This window comes from Pseudomonas iridis, assembly GCF_017980685.1.
GTDB classification, from domain to species: Bacteria; Pseudomonadota; Gammaproteobacteria; order Pseudomonadales; family Pseudomonadaceae; genus Aquipseudomonas; species Aquipseudomonas iridis.
The window spans coordinates 14,901-28,224 of the sequence record NZ_JACXXO010000006.1; the positions used below are offsets into that span (position 1 = coordinate 14,901).

Annotated in this window: 16 protein-coding genes; 9 read left to right on the top strand and 7 right to left on the bottom strand. The window is 59.3% G+C overall.

Annotated elements, in window-relative coordinates; translation table 11 throughout:
• Window positions 1-68: 68 nt before the first annotated feature.
• Window positions 69-986, top strand: coding sequence for a LysR family transcriptional regulator (locus IEQ42_RS12130; protein WP_042556999.1), 918 nt, complete (start codon window positions 69-71; stop codon window positions 984-986).
• On the opposite strand, the gene IEQ42_RS12135 is transcribed toward IEQ42_RS12130, so the two are convergent.
• Entirely contained in the window at window positions 959-1,285 is a 327-nt protein-coding gene (locus IEQ42_RS12135; RefSeq protein WP_042556998.1) for an ElaB/YgaM/YqjD family protein, read from the bottom strand. The two genes, IEQ42_RS12130 and IEQ42_RS12135, sit on opposite strands and share 28 nt — an antisense overlap.
• A gap of 157 nt (window positions 1,286-1,442) precedes the next feature.
• Between IEQ42_RS12135 and IEQ42_RS12140 the strand changes: the two genes are divergently transcribed.
• A complete protein-coding gene (locus tag IEQ42_RS12140; RefSeq protein WP_042556997.1) occupies window positions 1,443-1,658 on the top strand; it encodes a dodecin in 216 nt (71 codons plus the stop codon).
• A 128-nt stretch (window positions 1,659-1,786) separates the two neighbouring features.
• A complete protein-coding gene (locus tag IEQ42_RS12145) occupies window positions 1,787-2,011 on the top strand; it encodes a DUF1161 domain-containing protein (protein ID WP_210703710.1) in 225 nt (74 codons plus the stop codon).
• Window positions 2,012-2,270: 259 nt separating this feature from the next.
• On the opposite strand, the gene IEQ42_RS12150 is transcribed toward IEQ42_RS12145, so the two are convergent.
• Entirely contained in the window at window positions 2,271-3,272 is a 1,002-nt protein-coding gene (locus IEQ42_RS12150; RefSeq protein ID WP_150688210.1) for an LLM class flavin-dependent oxidoreductase, read from the bottom strand.
• A 240-nt stretch (window positions 3,273-3,512) separates the two neighbouring features.
• Here IEQ42_RS12150 and IEQ42_RS12155 point away from each other — a divergent pair, with 240 nt between their 5' ends.
• Together IEQ42_RS12155 and IEQ42_RS12160 are read left to right on the top strand one after the other, a co-directional pair.
• The gene (locus IEQ42_RS12155) at window positions 3,513-3,944 is read left to right on the top strand and encodes an OsmC family protein (protein ID WP_210703711.1); all 432 of its coding nucleotides are present in this window, start codon (window positions 3,513-3,515) and stop codon (window positions 3,942-3,944) included.
• Between the two features lie 255 nt (window positions 3,945-4,199).
• Window positions 4,200-4,439, top strand: coding sequence for a DUF1161 domain-containing protein (locus IEQ42_RS12160; protein WP_210703712.1), 240 nt, complete (start codon window positions 4,200-4,202; stop codon window positions 4,437-4,439).
• Between the two features lie 6 nt (window positions 4,440-4,445).
• On the opposite strand, the gene IEQ42_RS12165 is transcribed toward IEQ42_RS12160, so the two are convergent.
• Both IEQ42_RS12165 and IEQ42_RS12170 read right to left on the bottom strand, forming a co-directional pair.
• Complete coding sequence (locus IEQ42_RS12165) at window positions 4,446-4,865, bottom strand: PA0061/PA0062 family lipoprotein (protein WP_210703713.1); 420 nt, start codon at window positions 4,863-4,865, stop codon at window positions 4,446-4,448.
• A gap of 40 nt (window positions 4,866-4,905) precedes the next feature.
• Window positions 4,906-5,328, bottom strand: a complete 423-nt coding sequence (locus IEQ42_RS12170; protein WP_150593251.1) for a PA0061/PA0062 family lipoprotein — start codon at window positions 5,326-5,328, stop codon at window positions 4,906-4,908.
• Between the two features lie 59 nt (window positions 5,329-5,387).
• Between IEQ42_RS12170 and IEQ42_RS12175 the strand changes: the two genes are divergently transcribed.
• Window positions 5,388-6,479, top strand: a complete 1,092-nt coding sequence (locus IEQ42_RS12175; protein ID WP_210703714.1) for an aminopeptidase — start codon at window positions 5,388-5,390, stop codon at window positions 6,477-6,479.
• 153 nt (window positions 6,480-6,632) lie between these two features.
• On the opposite strand, the gene IEQ42_RS12180 is transcribed toward IEQ42_RS12175, so the two are convergent.
• Window positions 6,633-7,283, bottom strand: coding sequence for an HAD family hydrolase (locus IEQ42_RS12180; protein ID WP_150593253.1), 651 nt, complete (start codon window positions 7,281-7,283; stop codon window positions 6,633-6,635).
• Window positions 7,284-7,312: 29 nt separating this feature from the next.
• Entirely contained in the window at window positions 7,313-7,858 is a 546-nt protein-coding gene (locus IEQ42_RS12185; RefSeq protein ID WP_042556988.1) for a gamma carbonic anhydrase family protein, read from the bottom strand.
• A 62-nt stretch (window positions 7,859-7,920) separates the two neighbouring features.
• On the opposite strand from IEQ42_RS12185, the gene prlC reads away from it, so the two are divergent.
• The 3 genes from prlC to IEQ42_RS12200 all read left to right on the top strand — a co-directional run bounded on the left by prlC (window position 7,921) and on the right by IEQ42_RS12200 (window position 12,428).
• Complete coding sequence (gene prlC, locus IEQ42_RS12190; RefSeq protein ID WP_210703715.1) at window positions 7,921-9,999, top strand: oligopeptidase A; 2,079 nt, start codon at window positions 7,921-7,923, stop codon at window positions 9,997-9,999.
• A complete protein-coding gene (locus IEQ42_RS12195; protein ID WP_115147877.1) occupies window positions 9,996-10,286 on the top strand; it encodes a YheV family putative zinc ribbon protein in 291 nt (96 codons plus the stop codon). The genes prlC and IEQ42_RS12195 overlap by 4 nt, the downstream gene beginning before the upstream one ends.
• A 111-nt stretch (window positions 10,287-10,397) precedes the next feature.
• Window positions 10,398-12,428 carry a M3 family metallopeptidase gene (locus tag IEQ42_RS12200; protein WP_210703716.1) on the top strand — a complete coding sequence of 677 codons (2,031 nt, stop codon included), beginning with the start codon at window positions 10,398-10,400 and terminating at the stop codon, window positions 12,426-12,428.
• Here IEQ42_RS12200 and IEQ42_RS12205 read toward each other — a convergent pair whose 3' ends face one another.
• Window positions 12,429-13,073, bottom strand: a complete 645-nt coding sequence (locus tag IEQ42_RS12205) for a dual specificity protein phosphatase family protein (RefSeq protein WP_210703717.1) — start codon at window positions 13,071-13,073, stop codon at window positions 12,429-12,431.
• Window positions 13,074-13,324: the final 251 nt, after the last annotated feature.

Below are 13,324 nucleotides of genomic sequence, written 5' to 3' on the forward strand. Positions count from 1 at the left end.
TACCCCTGACCTTCTATGCTGAAAACCGATAAGATCGCCACAACCTGTCAGGAAAACTCACAGATACCATGAGCCACGACCTTCCCCCGCTCAACGCTTTGCGCGCCTTCGAAGCCACTGCCCGTCTGAACAGCGTCAGCCAGGCCGCCGAACAACTGCACGTGACCCATGGCGCGGTCAGCCGCCAGCTCAAGGTGCTCGAAGAACACCTTGGCGTCAGCCTGTTCGTCAAGGATGGGCGCGGCTTGAAACTCACAGATGCCGGTGTGCGTTTACGCGATGCCAGCGGCGAGGCGTTTGATCGCTTGCGCAGTGTTTGTGCCGAGCTGACGCAACGTACAGCCGATGCGCCGTTCGTGCTCGGCTGCTCGGGAAGCTTGCTGGCGCGCTGGTTCATCCCGCGATTGGGAAGGCTGAATGCCGATCTGCCGGATTTGCGCCTGCATTTATCGGCGGGTGAAGGTGATCTCGACCCGAGGCGACCGGGACTGGACGCATTGCTGCTGTTCGCAGAACCACCCTGGCCCGCAGACATGCAGGTTTATGAGCTGGCCGCAGAACGCATCGGCCCCGTAATGAGCCCGCTGTTCAACGGGTATCAACGCCTGCAAACCGCGCCCGCTTCAGCGCTGCTCGACGAACCCTTGCTGCACACGACATCTCGGCCGCAAGCCTGGCCGAGCTGGGCACAGCAAAATCACCTCGACGCCAAGACGTTGAAGCTCGGGCAAGGTTTTGAGCATTTGTATTATTTGCTGGAAGCCGCAGTGGCGGGCCTTGGGGTGGCTATCGCGCCGGAGCCGCTGGTGACCGAAGACTTGAAGGCCGGGCGCCTGGTTGCGCCGTGGGGCTTCTGTGAAACCCCGGCGCAACTGGCGTTGTGGCTACCCAAGCGCGCCGCGGATGGGCGCGCCCGGCAACTGGCGCACTGGCTCAAACAAGAGCTGCGCCAGCCGGATCACTCGCCGCGCTTGAACAGCAAGTAAGCGGCCAGTAGACCCAAAGCACCCACCGCAACACCGGCGGTGGTCCATGGATGTTCCTGCGCGTAATCGCGGGTGGCGATCCCGGTCTCGCGGGTCTTCACTTTGACTTCTTCGTAGGCATCGCTAAGCAGATGACGCGAATGTTTCAGCGCACTTTCGGCATTGCTTTTTAGCGCCTTGAGGGTTTTGCGCGACTCGTCGGAAGCGTCGTCCTTCAGGCCTTCCAACGACTTGAGCAGACTCTCGATCTCCGCTTCCATGCTTTGCAATGAGGCTTTACGTAAAGAGGTGTTGGCCATGGTGGCTCTCCTGCATTGGTGATGAGTGGCGTGTGTTGATTGGGACTTCAGCGGATTGAGAAAGTGCAGAAATTCTGAACTTCGCTTGCGCAAAGCCGCCGAAATCAACAGTGCAAATTCACTGCTAGTCTCAATTCCACATCCCAAGGAGATCACCATGACTGACCACCACACGTACAAAAAAGTCGAGCTGGTCGGCTCGTCCCCAACCAGCATCGAAGACGCCATCAACAATGCGTTGGCAGAAGCCAACAAAAGCATCAAGCATCTGGAGTGGTTTGAGGTGACCGAGACCCGCGGCCACATCAAGGACGGTAAAGCTGCGCACTTTCAGGTAACACTGAAAGTCGGGTTCCGCATCGCCAGTAGCTGAGTTTGGTCTACGCTTCTGAACTTGCGCGCTGGCCGAGTGCCATAGGAATGGCAAAGCGCTACAAGGTGGGCATGTCGGGTGAATAACCCGATGCCCGCCTCTTTTAATCCGACCAGGGAGTGCGACCGATGAAGAAGTTCATGTTGGCAGTAGGTTTGTTGAGCCTTGCGGGTGGTGCATTTGCAGCCGGCAAGCCTTGTGAAGAACTGAAGGCAGAGATTGCGGCGAAACTGGATGCCAAGGGCGTTTCCGGGTATTCGCTGGAGATCGTCGACAAGGGTGCCGCGGCTGGCGGCGATGTCGTCGGCAGCTGTGAAGGTGGCACCAAGGACATTGTCTACAAACGCGGTTGATTGCGCCTGAAATGCAAAAGCCGACGCGAATGCGTCGGCTTTTTTGTGTCTGCTGCGCACGGCTTTAGGTTGTGGGTGTGGGCCAGAGCCAGCCCCTCACCCCAGCCCTCTCCCGAGGGAGAGGGAGCCGATTTGCGTAATCTTTCAGAACCCAAATCCACTCGGTTTCTCAAGTCGATGTACATCGCCTGAACGCCTCGGTCAGTCCCCTCTCCCTCCGGGAGAGGGTTAGGGTGAGGGGCTCTTCAGCGCCTGACGCTTAGCCCTTCATCACCTGCGCCAGCAACTCGTACGAACGCACGCGATCGGCATGTTCATACAAGTCAGAGGTAAAGATCAGCTCATCAGCCTGGGTTTGCTCAATCAGCACCTGCAGTTTCGCGCGGATTTTCGCCGGGCTGCCGACCATCGCCAGACCCAGGAAATCTCCCACCGCTTCACGCTCATGGGGCAGCCACAGGCCATCCATGGTTTTCACCGGTGGGCGCTGCACCAGGCTTTGCCCACGCATCAACGCGAGGATTCGCTGGTACACCGAAGTCGCCAGGTAATCGGCTTGCTCATCAGTGTCCGCCGCCACCAGCGGCACACCAAGCATCACGTAAGGCTTGTCGAGCACCGCCGACGGCTTGAAGTGATTGCGGTAGACGCGGATGGCCTCGTGCATGAAGCGCGGGGCGAAATGCGAGGCGAAGGCGTAGGGCAAACCGCGCTCGCCGGCCAGTTGCGCACTGAACAGGCTGGAACCGAGCAGCCAGATCGGCACATTGGTGCCGGTGCCGGGCATGGCGATCACCCGTTGATCCGGGGTGCGCGGGCCGAGATAACGCGCCAGTTCGGCAACGTCTTCCGGGAAGTCGTCAGCACTGCCGGAACGCTCACGGCGAAGCGCGCGGGCAGTCATTTGATCGGAACCCGGCGCCCGGCCCAGACCGAGGTCGATACGACCCGGATACAGGCTCTCCAGTGTGCCGAACTGTTCGGCGATCACCAGCGGCGCATGGTTAGGCAGCATTACCCCGCCAGAACCGACGCGGATGGTCGAGGTACCGCCCGCCAGATAACCGAGCAGCACCGAGGTGGCGGAACTGGCGATGCCGTCCATGTTGTGGTGTTCAGCCACCCAGAACCGCGTGTAGCCGAATTTCTCGGCGTGCTGCGCCAGGTCCAGCGAATTGCGCAGCGACTGCGCCGGGCTGCCGTTCTCGCGCACGGGCACCAGATCGAGGGTGGAAAATTTTACGTCGGACAGTTGCTTCATAAACCTGCGTCTCCGAGTGAGGAGGCAGGTTCTTCTCGCAAACGAAAACCTGCCGAATCCATAAGCGTGTTCTATGCAATGAGGGCATATACCCGAGTTTCAATAGCAGGACGAAAAATCCTACTAAAAAAGTCAACGATTCAGATAGGCTGAACTTTGTCCCGACGTCTATCCTCAGAAGCCTTGCAAGCAAAAACCACGAAGGCGCGGCGTCCCGCGCCAGATCTTGAGGAGGCAGACATGGCTATCGTGAAGAAAGCATCCGCACATTGGGAAGGTGATCTGAAAACCGGCATCGGCTCGATTTCCACCGAAACCGGCGTCCTCAGAGAAGCACCCTACGGCTTCAAGGCGCGCTTCGAGGGCGGTAAAGGCACCAACCCTGAAGAACTGATCGGCGCGGCGCATGCCGGCTGTTTCTCCATGGCGTTTTCGATGATTCTCGGCGATGCCGGCCTCAAGGCCGACAGCATCGACACCCAGGCTGAAGTCACGCTCGATCAGGTTGAGGGCGGTTTCGCGATCTCTGCGGTGAAGCTGATTCTCAAGGCGAAAATTCCGGGCGCGACCCAAGAGCAGTTTGAAGAGCTCAGCAACAAAGCCAAAGAAGGATGCCCGGTGTCCAAGGTGTTGAATGCGAAGATTACCCTTGAGGCTTCGCTGCTCAGCTGATGTTCCAAGGCTGATTCTGGCGTTGGCAGTGCCGACGCCTTCGCGAGCAGGCTCGCTCCCACAGGGTTATGTGAACGCCACAAAACTCTGTAGGAGCGAGCCTGTTCGCGAAGACGATCTGGAAATCATCACGAGGGGGCAAAAGCTGATCAAAGTTTGTGAGCGAAGTCAGAACTCGCGTTTCAAAAATGTGGTCGTATACGTGATAGCAGCTTCAGCGCACGCCCGTGCGCGCTGCCTCAAGGAGCTTCATTCATGAAACGTATTGGCTTGGCGATTCTCTGCAGTGCACTGGCCACCTCCGCTTTTGCCGCACCTAAAGACTGCGAAGAACTCCGCAAAGAGATCGAAATCAAGATTCAGGCTAAAGCCGTGCCGTCCTACACGCTGGAAATCGTCAGCAAGGCAGAGGCCAAAAAGCACGACATCGCCATGGTCGTAGGCAGATGTGAAAACGGCACCAAAGCAATCGTCTATCAGAAGAACAACGACTGAAGGCGCTCAGGGTACACAGTTGATCTGCCGTTCCTTGGCAACGATCTGCCCCTGGCGATTGATCAACCGGGCGCTTGGCGTGAAGGCCAGCGACCGTGCCTCCAGTCGATAACGTTGCCCGGCCTCGAAATCATCGTAACGCACGGTCATGTAACACAGCCGCTCCTGCGGATCGGTGTCCATGCCCTGACCGCCGCCAAACACCTCGAAATCAAAACGCACCCTCAGCTCGTGACTCCCCGGCGTGACCTGAAAATATCGCCCGTCGGTCATCCTTTGCTTGTCCACTCGATCGGCCATCAACACCTTGCCGCCGGGGGTGGGCATGGCAAAGTCGACCCAGGCCATGGTGGGATCGACCACCGGCATCGGGCTCTGGCAGCCGGCAACCACACTTGCTGCAAGCAACAGCGTTAACCTGCGCATGATCAATGTCCTTTAGATGAGAGCGCCAGCATAGCGCCGATCAGGTTTTCTGACAGCCCGCCGGCGTACCCTGTCCGACGACTTTGCGCTGCTCGTCATAAAGTTTCGCCCACGGGCGGAAACCGATACTGCCGGCCTGCAACTGATAACGCTGGCCGGCGTTGAAGTCCTTGAATTTCACGCTCAACTGGCAATCACGCCAGAGGGGCTCGGCGTCCGGGCCGATATTGGTCGCCTCGACCGGGAATTGATAACGCACCTTCAGTTCATGACTGCCGGGCTGTACCTCGAAATAACGTTTGTCGACGGCGGCCTTGCTATCGACTTGCAGCGCCTGTAGCGCCGTGTCCTGCTGCCGGGCATCGAGATCAATCCAGGCTTGCGAAGGGTCAGGATCGGGCATTCCGAATCCGGCACAACCGGCCAGCGTCAGCAGGCCTCCTGTCAGCATCAACATGCGCATAGCGAAGCTCCAATGGGCGGGATAGTCTTGCGGGCAGACTTTCCAGAGGGTTTCTTATTTTGATCAGGCCGCTTCCAAGCCATCGGTTACTTGATCGCGTTTTTCGGATTTTGTTTCCGGGTGTGATGCTTTTGTTGCTCAACGGTTGCGCAAGCGTCAGCTATTACAGCCAACTGGCCAGCGGTCAGTGGCAATTGCTGCAGGCCCGCGAACCGGTCGCCAGCGTGATTGCCGACCCGAGCCGCGATGCGAAATTGCGCGCGCACCTGGTCCAGTCGCAGCAGGCCCGGGCTTTTGCCAGCGAGCACCTGCATCTGCCAGACAACCAGAGTTATCGCCTGTACGCCGACATTGGCCGTCCTTTCGTGGTGTGGAATGTGTTCGCCACCACAGAGTTTTCCCTGACCCCGCAAAACCACTGCTTCCCGATTGCCGGGTGCGTGGCCTATCGCGGTTATTACAGCCAGAGCGCCGCGCGGGGTGAAGCGGCGATTCAGCGCTTGCAGGGCATGGACGTGTCGATTGGCGGTGTCGAGGCCTATTCGACGCTGGGCTGGTTCAACGACCCGATCCTCAATTCGATGATGGGCTGGGGCGACGAGCGCCTGGCCACGCTGATCTTCCACGAACTGGCGCATCAGCAGTTCTATGTGAAGGACGACACCGAGTTCAACGAGTCGTTTGCCACGTTTGTCGAGCAGGAAGGTACTCGGCAATGGCGGGCGTTTCGCGGATTGCCGGCGGAGACCAACTCCCGACTCAAGCAGCGTGATCAGTTCATCGCGTTGGTACTTGCTACGCGCTCGCGGCTGGAGACGTTGTATGCACAGCCGTTGCCCGTCGAGCAGATGCGCGAGCGCAAAGCGGCCGAGTTCGAGCAGTTTCGCCGGGATTACCGGGTGATGCGTGACCGTCAGTGGGCCGGGGACAAGCGTTATGACGCCTGGGTGAATACGCCGCTGAACAATGCGCGGCTGCTGCCCTTCGGGTTATATGACCAATGGGTGTCGGCGTTTTCGGCGTTGTTCAGCCAGGTTGGGGGGGATTGGCCAAGGTTTTACGCGGAGGTCGAGAGGCTGGGCGGGTTGCCGGTTGTGGAGCGTAAATTGGCATTGAAAACTTTGGCAGACTCTCAGCCCTCCAGTGGCTGATCCGGCCTCATCGCTGGCAAGCCAGCTCCCACAGGGATTTCGCTGAACCTGAAGACACCGCTCACCTGTGGGAACCAGATCCAACAGTGAATGCGGTGCCCCTGGTGACACCGCTTTCATGTGGGAGCTGGCTTGCCAGCGATGACGTATTGATCAGCGCTGCAAAAATGCCTGATGCAACTCGGCCAGCGTTTCAAAGTGATAAGCCGGCGCCTCGGCATTCAACTCTTCAAAACTGCCAAACCCATAACCCACCGCCGCCGCGTCCAGACCATTGCTGCGCGCGCCAATCAGGTCGTGCTTGCGATCGCCGATCATCAAGGTGTTCGCCGGGTCCAGCCCTTCTTCCGCGAGCAGGTGCGCAATCAGTTCAACCTTGTTGGTCCGCGTTCCATCCAGCTCACTGCCGTAGATCACCTTGAAGTGCCGGGCAAAGTCGAAGTGCCGGGCAATCTCGCGGGCGAACACCCAGGGTTTGGACGTTGCGATGTAGAGCTGCCGACCTTGGCCACTGAGGGTTTCCAGCAGCGGCGTGACGCCCTCGAACACGCGGTTTTCATAAAGACCGGTGACCTTGAAGCGCTCGCGATAGAAATTCACCGCCTCCCACGCCTTCGCTTCATCAAAGTCGTAAAACTGCATGAATGCCTGCAACAGCGGCGGGCCGATGAAGTGCTCAAGCTTGGTCAGGTCTGGCTCATCAATGCCGAGTTTGCTCAGCGCGAACTGGATGGAACGGGTGATGCCCTCACGCGGATCGGTCAGGGTGCCATCGAGGTCGAACAGTACGGTCTGGTAATGCATGTGTATTCCTGAGCAGTCGCGAATTCGATTCAGAGTGTGTCGTAGCCTTCGGCCAGGTGCAGGTCCTTGAGCTTCACGTAGTTCGCCGCGCTGTAGGTGAAGAAGGCGTTTTCCTTGTCGGTCAGCGCCCGCACCTGTTTCACCGGGCTACCCACGTAAAGGAAGCCGCTGTGCAGGCGCTTACCCGGCGGCACCAGGCTGCCCGCGCCGATGATCACGTCGTCTTCGACCACCGCGCCGTCCATGACGATACTGCCCATGCCGATCAACACGCGGCTGCCGACGGTGCAGCCATGCAGCATGACTTTGTGGGCGATGGTCACGTCATCGCCGATCAACAACGGGAAGCCGTCCGGGTTGAACGGGCCGGCGTGGGTAATGTGCAGCACGCAGCCATCCTGCACGCTGGTGCGCGCACCGATGCGGATGCGGTGCATGTCGCCGCGGATGACCGTCAGCGGCCAGACGGAGCTGTCTTCGCCGATTTCGACGTCGCCGATCACCACCGCGGAGCCGTCGACAAAGGCACCTTTGCTCAACTGCGGGGTATGGTTCTGGTATTTGCGAAGGGACACGATTAGTTCTCTCTCTGTCGCCGATAGCTGCGGTGAGTGTCGATTGTAATTAAGATGGGCACATGTTTCTTCCAGCCAAGGTGCCAACCGTGAGCGTGAACAACCCTCTTCTGCAGTCCTACGACCTGCCGCCGTTCTCCACGATCCGTGCCGAACACGTCCTGCCAGCCATCGAAACCATCCTGGCCGACAACCGCGCCGCCATCGCCGAAATCCTCAAGACCCAAGGCCAGAACCCTACCTGGGCCGGCCTGGTATTGGCGATGGACGAACTCAATGATCGCCTCGGCGCAGCCTGGAGTCCGGTCAGCCACCTCAACGCTGTGTGCAACAGCGCCGAATTGCGTGAAGCCTACGAGTCGTGCCTGCCTGCATTGAGCGCCTACTCCACCGAGATGGGCCAGAACCGCGAACTGTTCCAGGCCTTCGAAGCATTGGCCAACAGCCCGGAAGCCGCCGGTTTCGACGTCGCGCAAAAAACTATCCTGGAACATGCCCTGCGTGACTTCCGTCTGTCGGGTATCGACCTGCCGGAGGCCGAACAGCAGCGCTACGCCGAAGTGCAAAGCAAGCTGTCCGAGCTGGGCAGCCGTTTCTCCAACCAGTTGCTCGATGCCACTCAAGCGTGGACCAAGCACATCACCGACGAAGCCATCCTCGCCGGCCTGACCGATTCGGCAAAGGCGCAAATGGCTGCCGCGGCCCAGGCCAAGGACCTAGATGGTTGGTTGATCACCCTCGAATTCCCAAGCTACTACGCGGTGATGACTTACGCCCAAGACCGTGCGCTGCGCGAAGAAGTCTACGCAGCCTATTGCACCCGCGCTTCGGATCAAGGCCCGAACGCCGGTCAGAACGACAACGGTCCGGTGATGGAAGAAATTCTCGACCTGCGTCAGGAGCTGGCAAAGCTCTTGGGCTTCGCCAGTTTCTCCGAGTTGAGCCTTGCTACCAAAATGGCCGAGTCCAGCGATCAGGTGCTGAGCTTCCTGCGCGATCTGGCCAAACGCAGCAAGCCGTTCGCCGCTCAGGATCTGCAACAACTGCGCGCCTACGCCGCCGAGCAGGGTTGCGCTGATCTGCAAAGCTGGGATGTGGGTTTCTACGGCGAAAAACTTCGCGAACAACGCTACAGCGTCGCCCAGGAAACCCTGCGCGCCTACTTCCCGATCGACAAGGTTCTCGGTGGTCTGTTCGCCATCGTCCAGCGTCTGTACGGCATCGAGATCGCCGAGCAGAAAGGCTTCGACACCTGGCACCCGGATGTTCGCCTGTTCGAAATCAAGGAAAACGGCCAGCACGTCGGCCGCTTCTTCTTCGATCTGTATGCCCGCGCCAACAAGCGTGGCGGTGCGTGGATGGACGGCGCCCGCGACCGTCGCCGTACTGTCGACGGCGTGCTGCAAAGCCCGGTCGCCAATCTGGTGTGCAACTTCACCCCGGCCGACAGCGGCAAGCCTGCGCTGCTGACCCACGACGAAGTGACCACGCTGTTCCACGAATTCGGCCACGGCCTGCATCACCTGTTGACCCGCGTCGAGCATGCCGGCGTGTCGGGCATCAACGGCGTGGCGTGGGATGCGGTCGAGCTGCCGAGCCAGTTCATGGAAAACTGGTGCTGGGAGCCCGAAGGCCTCGCGCTGATTTCCGGTCACTACGAAACCGGCGAAGCGCTGCCTCAGGATCTGCTGGAAAAAATGCTCGCGGCGAAGAACTTTCAGTCCGGCCTGATGATGGTGCGTCAGCTGGAGTTCTCGCTGTTCGACTTCGAACTGCATGCCACTCACGGTGATGGCCGCAGCCCGCTGCAAGTGCTCGAAGGCGTGCGTGACGAGGTGTCGGTGATGCGTCCTCCGGCCTACAACCGCTTCCCCAACAGCTTCGCGCACATCTTCGCCGGCGGTTACGCGGCGGGTTACTACAGCTACAAGTGGGCGGAAGTGCTGTCGGCCGATGCGTTCTCGAAATTCGAAGAAGACGGTGTGCTCAACGCTGAAACCGGTCGCGCCTTCCGCGAAGCGATTCTGGCGCGAGGCGGCTCGCAAGCGCCGATGGTGCTGTTCGTCGACTTCCGTGGCCGTGAGCCATCGATTGACGCACTGTTGCGTCACAGCGGCCTGACCGAGGGCGCGGCAGCATGAGTGAGGGGCCAGTGATCACCAAAAAACGCTTTATCGCCGGGGCTGTCTGCCCGGCGTGCAGCGAGCCGGACAAACTGATGATGTGGAACGAGGACACCGTGCCCCACCGCGAATGCGTGGCCTGCGGTTACTCCGACACGCTGAACGAGCAAGGGTTGTCGGTTCCAAAGGAGCTGGGCACGCGGGTCAACACCAGCGCGCTGAAACCGCCAGCGGACAAGAAAGTCCAGGCAGTGCAGTTTTTCCCTAATCCGAAACTTGCGAAAAAGCCTGACGAGCAACATTGAGTCAGAACCACCTTCCACCGATCAGCGGTGGAAGGTGGTAACTATCTACCGCCCTTCCCCTGCGCTTCCTGCCTAGGCTGGCCCTTTCAGCCAACCCTCAAGGAAGACGTCATGCCTGACACCAATCCGCTTTTACAACACTGGTCATTGCCCCCGTGGTCGGACATTCGCGCCGAGCATCTGCTGCCCGCCATCAACGTGATCGTTGCCGAAAACCAGCAGATCATTGCCCAAGTGATCGCCAGCCAGACCGAGCATCCAAACTGGGATGATCTGGTGGTGGCCATCGATTCGGCCGATGCGCGCCTGACGGAAGCAGTGGGCATTATCGACACGCTATCGACGGTCAAATCCGACGACGCCGACTGGCTCAGGGAAAGCGCGCTGTGCAGCCACGCTGCAGGTCAATACATAGACAACAAGACCGCCAATCTCGAGTTGTACCGTACCTATCAACGCCTGGCGCAGAGTGCGGTTGCCGCCAGTTTCGATGATCAGCGCAAAGCCTCGCTGGCGAAGATTCTGCGCAGGTTCCGCTTGTCCGGTATCGAACTGCAGCCAGCGCAACAGCAAAAACTTGCCCGCCTGAACCGGGATATCCGGAATCTGGAGCAGTTGTTTCAAAACAATCTGGAACTGGCCAACGCCGCGTGGAGCAAGCGAGTCAACGACATCACGCTACTTCAAGGCCTGTCTGCCGAGGTACAGGCACGACTGGCCCTCAAGGCGAAAACGGCTGGACACAGCGGCTGGCTGCTCACGCTGGATCAGAACACCTACCGACAAATCATGACTCATGCGCAAAACCGCGCGCTGCGTGAGGAGTACTTCACGGCCTGGATCAACCGCGCGTCTGATCGAGGCCCGCTGGCAGAAAAACTCGACAACGATCCGGTCCTCTCGGTGCTGGTCGCGTTGCGCCACGAAAAAGCCCAATTATTGGGCTTCGAGAATTTCGTCGAGTTGCGCCTGGCAAACCGTATGGCCACCTCCCCGGCGCAAGTCAGTGCGTTTATACGCCAGCAAGTCGTACTGAATACGCCGCATCTGCTCAGCGATACGCAGGCGTTGAAAGCCTTTGCGCTCACCCTGGGGTATGCAGATATCCAGCCGTGGGATGAGGAATTTCTCGCCGAGCAATTACGCCTGCAGCAGTTGAACGGGGCGCTAAAAGGCTTGCGCCAGTATTTTTCGCTTGATGACACGTTGCGTAAACTCTGCCGGTTCTGCGAGCACTTGTTTGGCATCACCATCGTCGAGCAGACAGAACTCAGCCACTGGCATGACAGCGTCCGACTGTTGGATGTCAGCGAGCACGGGCAAGTGATCGGGCACATCTACGTAGACCCTTTTCACCGCGAAGACGCCACTGACTTTGCGTTCACCTCCGTGTTACGCATTCGCAGCATCAATGCCGAGGGGCGACCAGCGCTGCCGATCGCTTGCCTGAATTGCAATTTCCCGCCCGCCACCGAAGCGCACCCGTGCCTGCTCTCCCACGAAAACCTGCGGGTGCTGTTTCACGAGTTCGGCCATTGTCTGCAGCATGTGCTGACGCGCTCGCCCCATCGCAACCTGGCGGGGATCTCTCAACTGGGACGCGACACGGCGGAATTCGCCGGGCAGTTGTTCGAGCATTGGTGTCAGTCACCAGACTTTCTGCTGTGGCTGGGGGCGCATTACCAGAGCGGCGAACGTCTGACGGCGGCGCGAGTCAACACCGCACTGGCTGCGCTTGGCGCCCAGACCAGTCGATCAACCGCCATGTTGCTGCTGACGGCGTTGTTTGATCTGGAGTTGCACCGCAGCCAGGGTGATGGCCGCAGCATCGAACAGGTGTTCGAGGATGTGCAACGCGAGATGCCGCACCTGCAACTGTCGGGTTATCACCGCTTCGCCTTTGGCTTTGATTACCTGGTGACCGGTTACGAAGCGTCGGTCTATGCCTACAAGTGGTCAGGGGTGCTGGCGACCGAAGCGTTCAAGCGGTTCCAGCGGGACGGGGTTTTCAACCCGCAAACGGGCCGCGCTTTTCGCGAGGCGTTCTTTGCCCCTGGCGACTCAGGCTCGTTGCTGACCACGCTGGAAGCCTTTCTCGGCCAACCGGTCGACACGCAACTCTTTGCAGCCACCACCGATTGATCACTTCAGATTAACCGTCTGAAACCAGCTCTTCAGCGAACAGGTCGCAAACGCGCTGGTGCTGCAATCACCATTGGCCAGCGCGGTACGGAGTTTGTCGACATCAGCCTGCAGCACATAGCGCACGCTGTCGTGGAAGTGGACGTTTTCCCCAAAACCACCTTGGGTCATCTCGTTCAGAGCGTCCTCTTTGCTCCAGCCTTGCACCACTACGCGGTACATCGCGGCCATCAGCCCGGTGCGGTCGGAACCGTGCTTGCAGTGCATCAACACCGGGCCACTGGCCTCGGCTTCCTGAATCGCACGCAGGGTCTTGAGCACATCACTGTCGTCGACGTGGTTGGTGCGATACGGTAATTGCACTTGATGAATGCCGGGCGTGGACAGCCAGTTGCTATCGGCTTCGGGCAGGAAGTTGATGACCGTGGCCACTTTCAGATTCTTCAATAACGGCACGGCACCGTCGTCGGGCAACGCGCTGCGGTACAGCGTTGGCGAAACCTGGAACAGGTTGTATTGCACTTCAATCGGCTGCGCCCATTGCGCAGGACGAAGGGCCGCAGGCTCGGCAGCCTGTGCCGGAAACAACTGCAAGAGCATGACAAGCGACAAGCACACAGCAGGAAAAAGATGCACTCGGGACATGCTGGATTAACCGTATCGGGATTTTCAGTGACAGGAGCCTCAGCATCGCCGTTTGGCGGTCAAAGCCCCGTGAGCCGGGTGTCAAAGAAGCGTGAATCGGCGTTATCTCCTCAACTCTCCCCGCGCAATTCCAGTCTTTTTTGCGCTTTATCGATTCATCCAGATGCTTAGCCTGCTACCATTTGTCACATCTTGTTGCAGACACGCCCCCCTTCTACGGGTCAAACCGGCCACGTCGCGACAGCAAATCC

Bases quoted from the DNA above. Each gene is read 5' to 3' on its own strand.
- IEQ42_RS12140 (WP_042556997.1), top strand. From the start codon at position 1,443: ATGACTGACCACCACACGTACAAAAAAGTCGAGCTGGTCGGCTCGTCC.
- IEQ42_RS12180 (WP_150593253.1), bottom strand. From the start codon at position 7,283: ATGCATTACCAGACCGTACTGTTCGACCTCGATGGCACCCTGACCGAT.
- IEQ42_RS12130 (WP_042556999.1), top strand. From the start codon at position 69: ATGAGCCACGACCTTCCCCCGCTCAACGCTTTGCGCGCCTTCGAAGCC.
- IEQ42_RS12205 (WP_210703717.1), bottom strand. From the start codon at position 13,073: ATGTCCCGAGTGCATCTTTTTCCTGCTGTGTGCTTGTCGCTTGTCATG.
- IEQ42_RS12135 (WP_042556998.1), bottom strand. From the start codon at position 1,285: ATGGCCAACACCTCTTTACGTAAAGCCTCATTGCAAAGCATGGAAGCG.
- IEQ42_RS12145 (WP_210703710.1), top strand. From the start codon at position 1,787: ATGAAGAAGTTCATGTTGGCAGTAGGTTTGTTGAGCCTTGCGGGTGGT.
- IEQ42_RS12160 (WP_210703712.1), top strand. From the start codon at position 4,200: ATGAAACGTATTGGCTTGGCGATTCTCTGCAGTGCACTGGCCACCTCC.
- IEQ42_RS12150 (WP_150688210.1), bottom strand. From the start codon at position 3,272: ATGAAGCAACTGTCCGACGTAAAATTTTCCACCCTCGATCTGGTGCCC.
- IEQ42_RS12170 (WP_150593251.1), bottom strand. From the start codon at position 5,328: ATGCGCATGTTGATGCTGACAGGAGGCCTGCTGACGCTGGCCGGTTGT.
- prlC (WP_210703715.1), top strand. From the start codon at position 7,921: ATGTTTCTTCCAGCCAAGGTGCCAACCGTGAGCGTGAACAACCCTCTT.
- IEQ42_RS12165 (WP_210703713.1), bottom strand. From the start codon at position 4,865: ATGCGCAGGTTAACGCTGTTGCTTGCAGCAAGTGTGGTTGCCGGCTGC.
- IEQ42_RS12155 (WP_210703711.1), top strand. From the start codon at position 3,513: ATGGCTATCGTGAAGAAAGCATCCGCACATTGGGAAGGTGATCTGAAA.
- IEQ42_RS12195 (WP_115147877.1), top strand. From the start codon at position 9,996: ATGAGTGAGGGGCCAGTGATCACCAAAAAACGCTTTATCGCCGGGGCT.
- IEQ42_RS12200 (WP_210703716.1), top strand. From the start codon at position 10,398: ATGCCTGACACCAATCCGCTTTTACAACACTGGTCATTGCCCCCGTGG.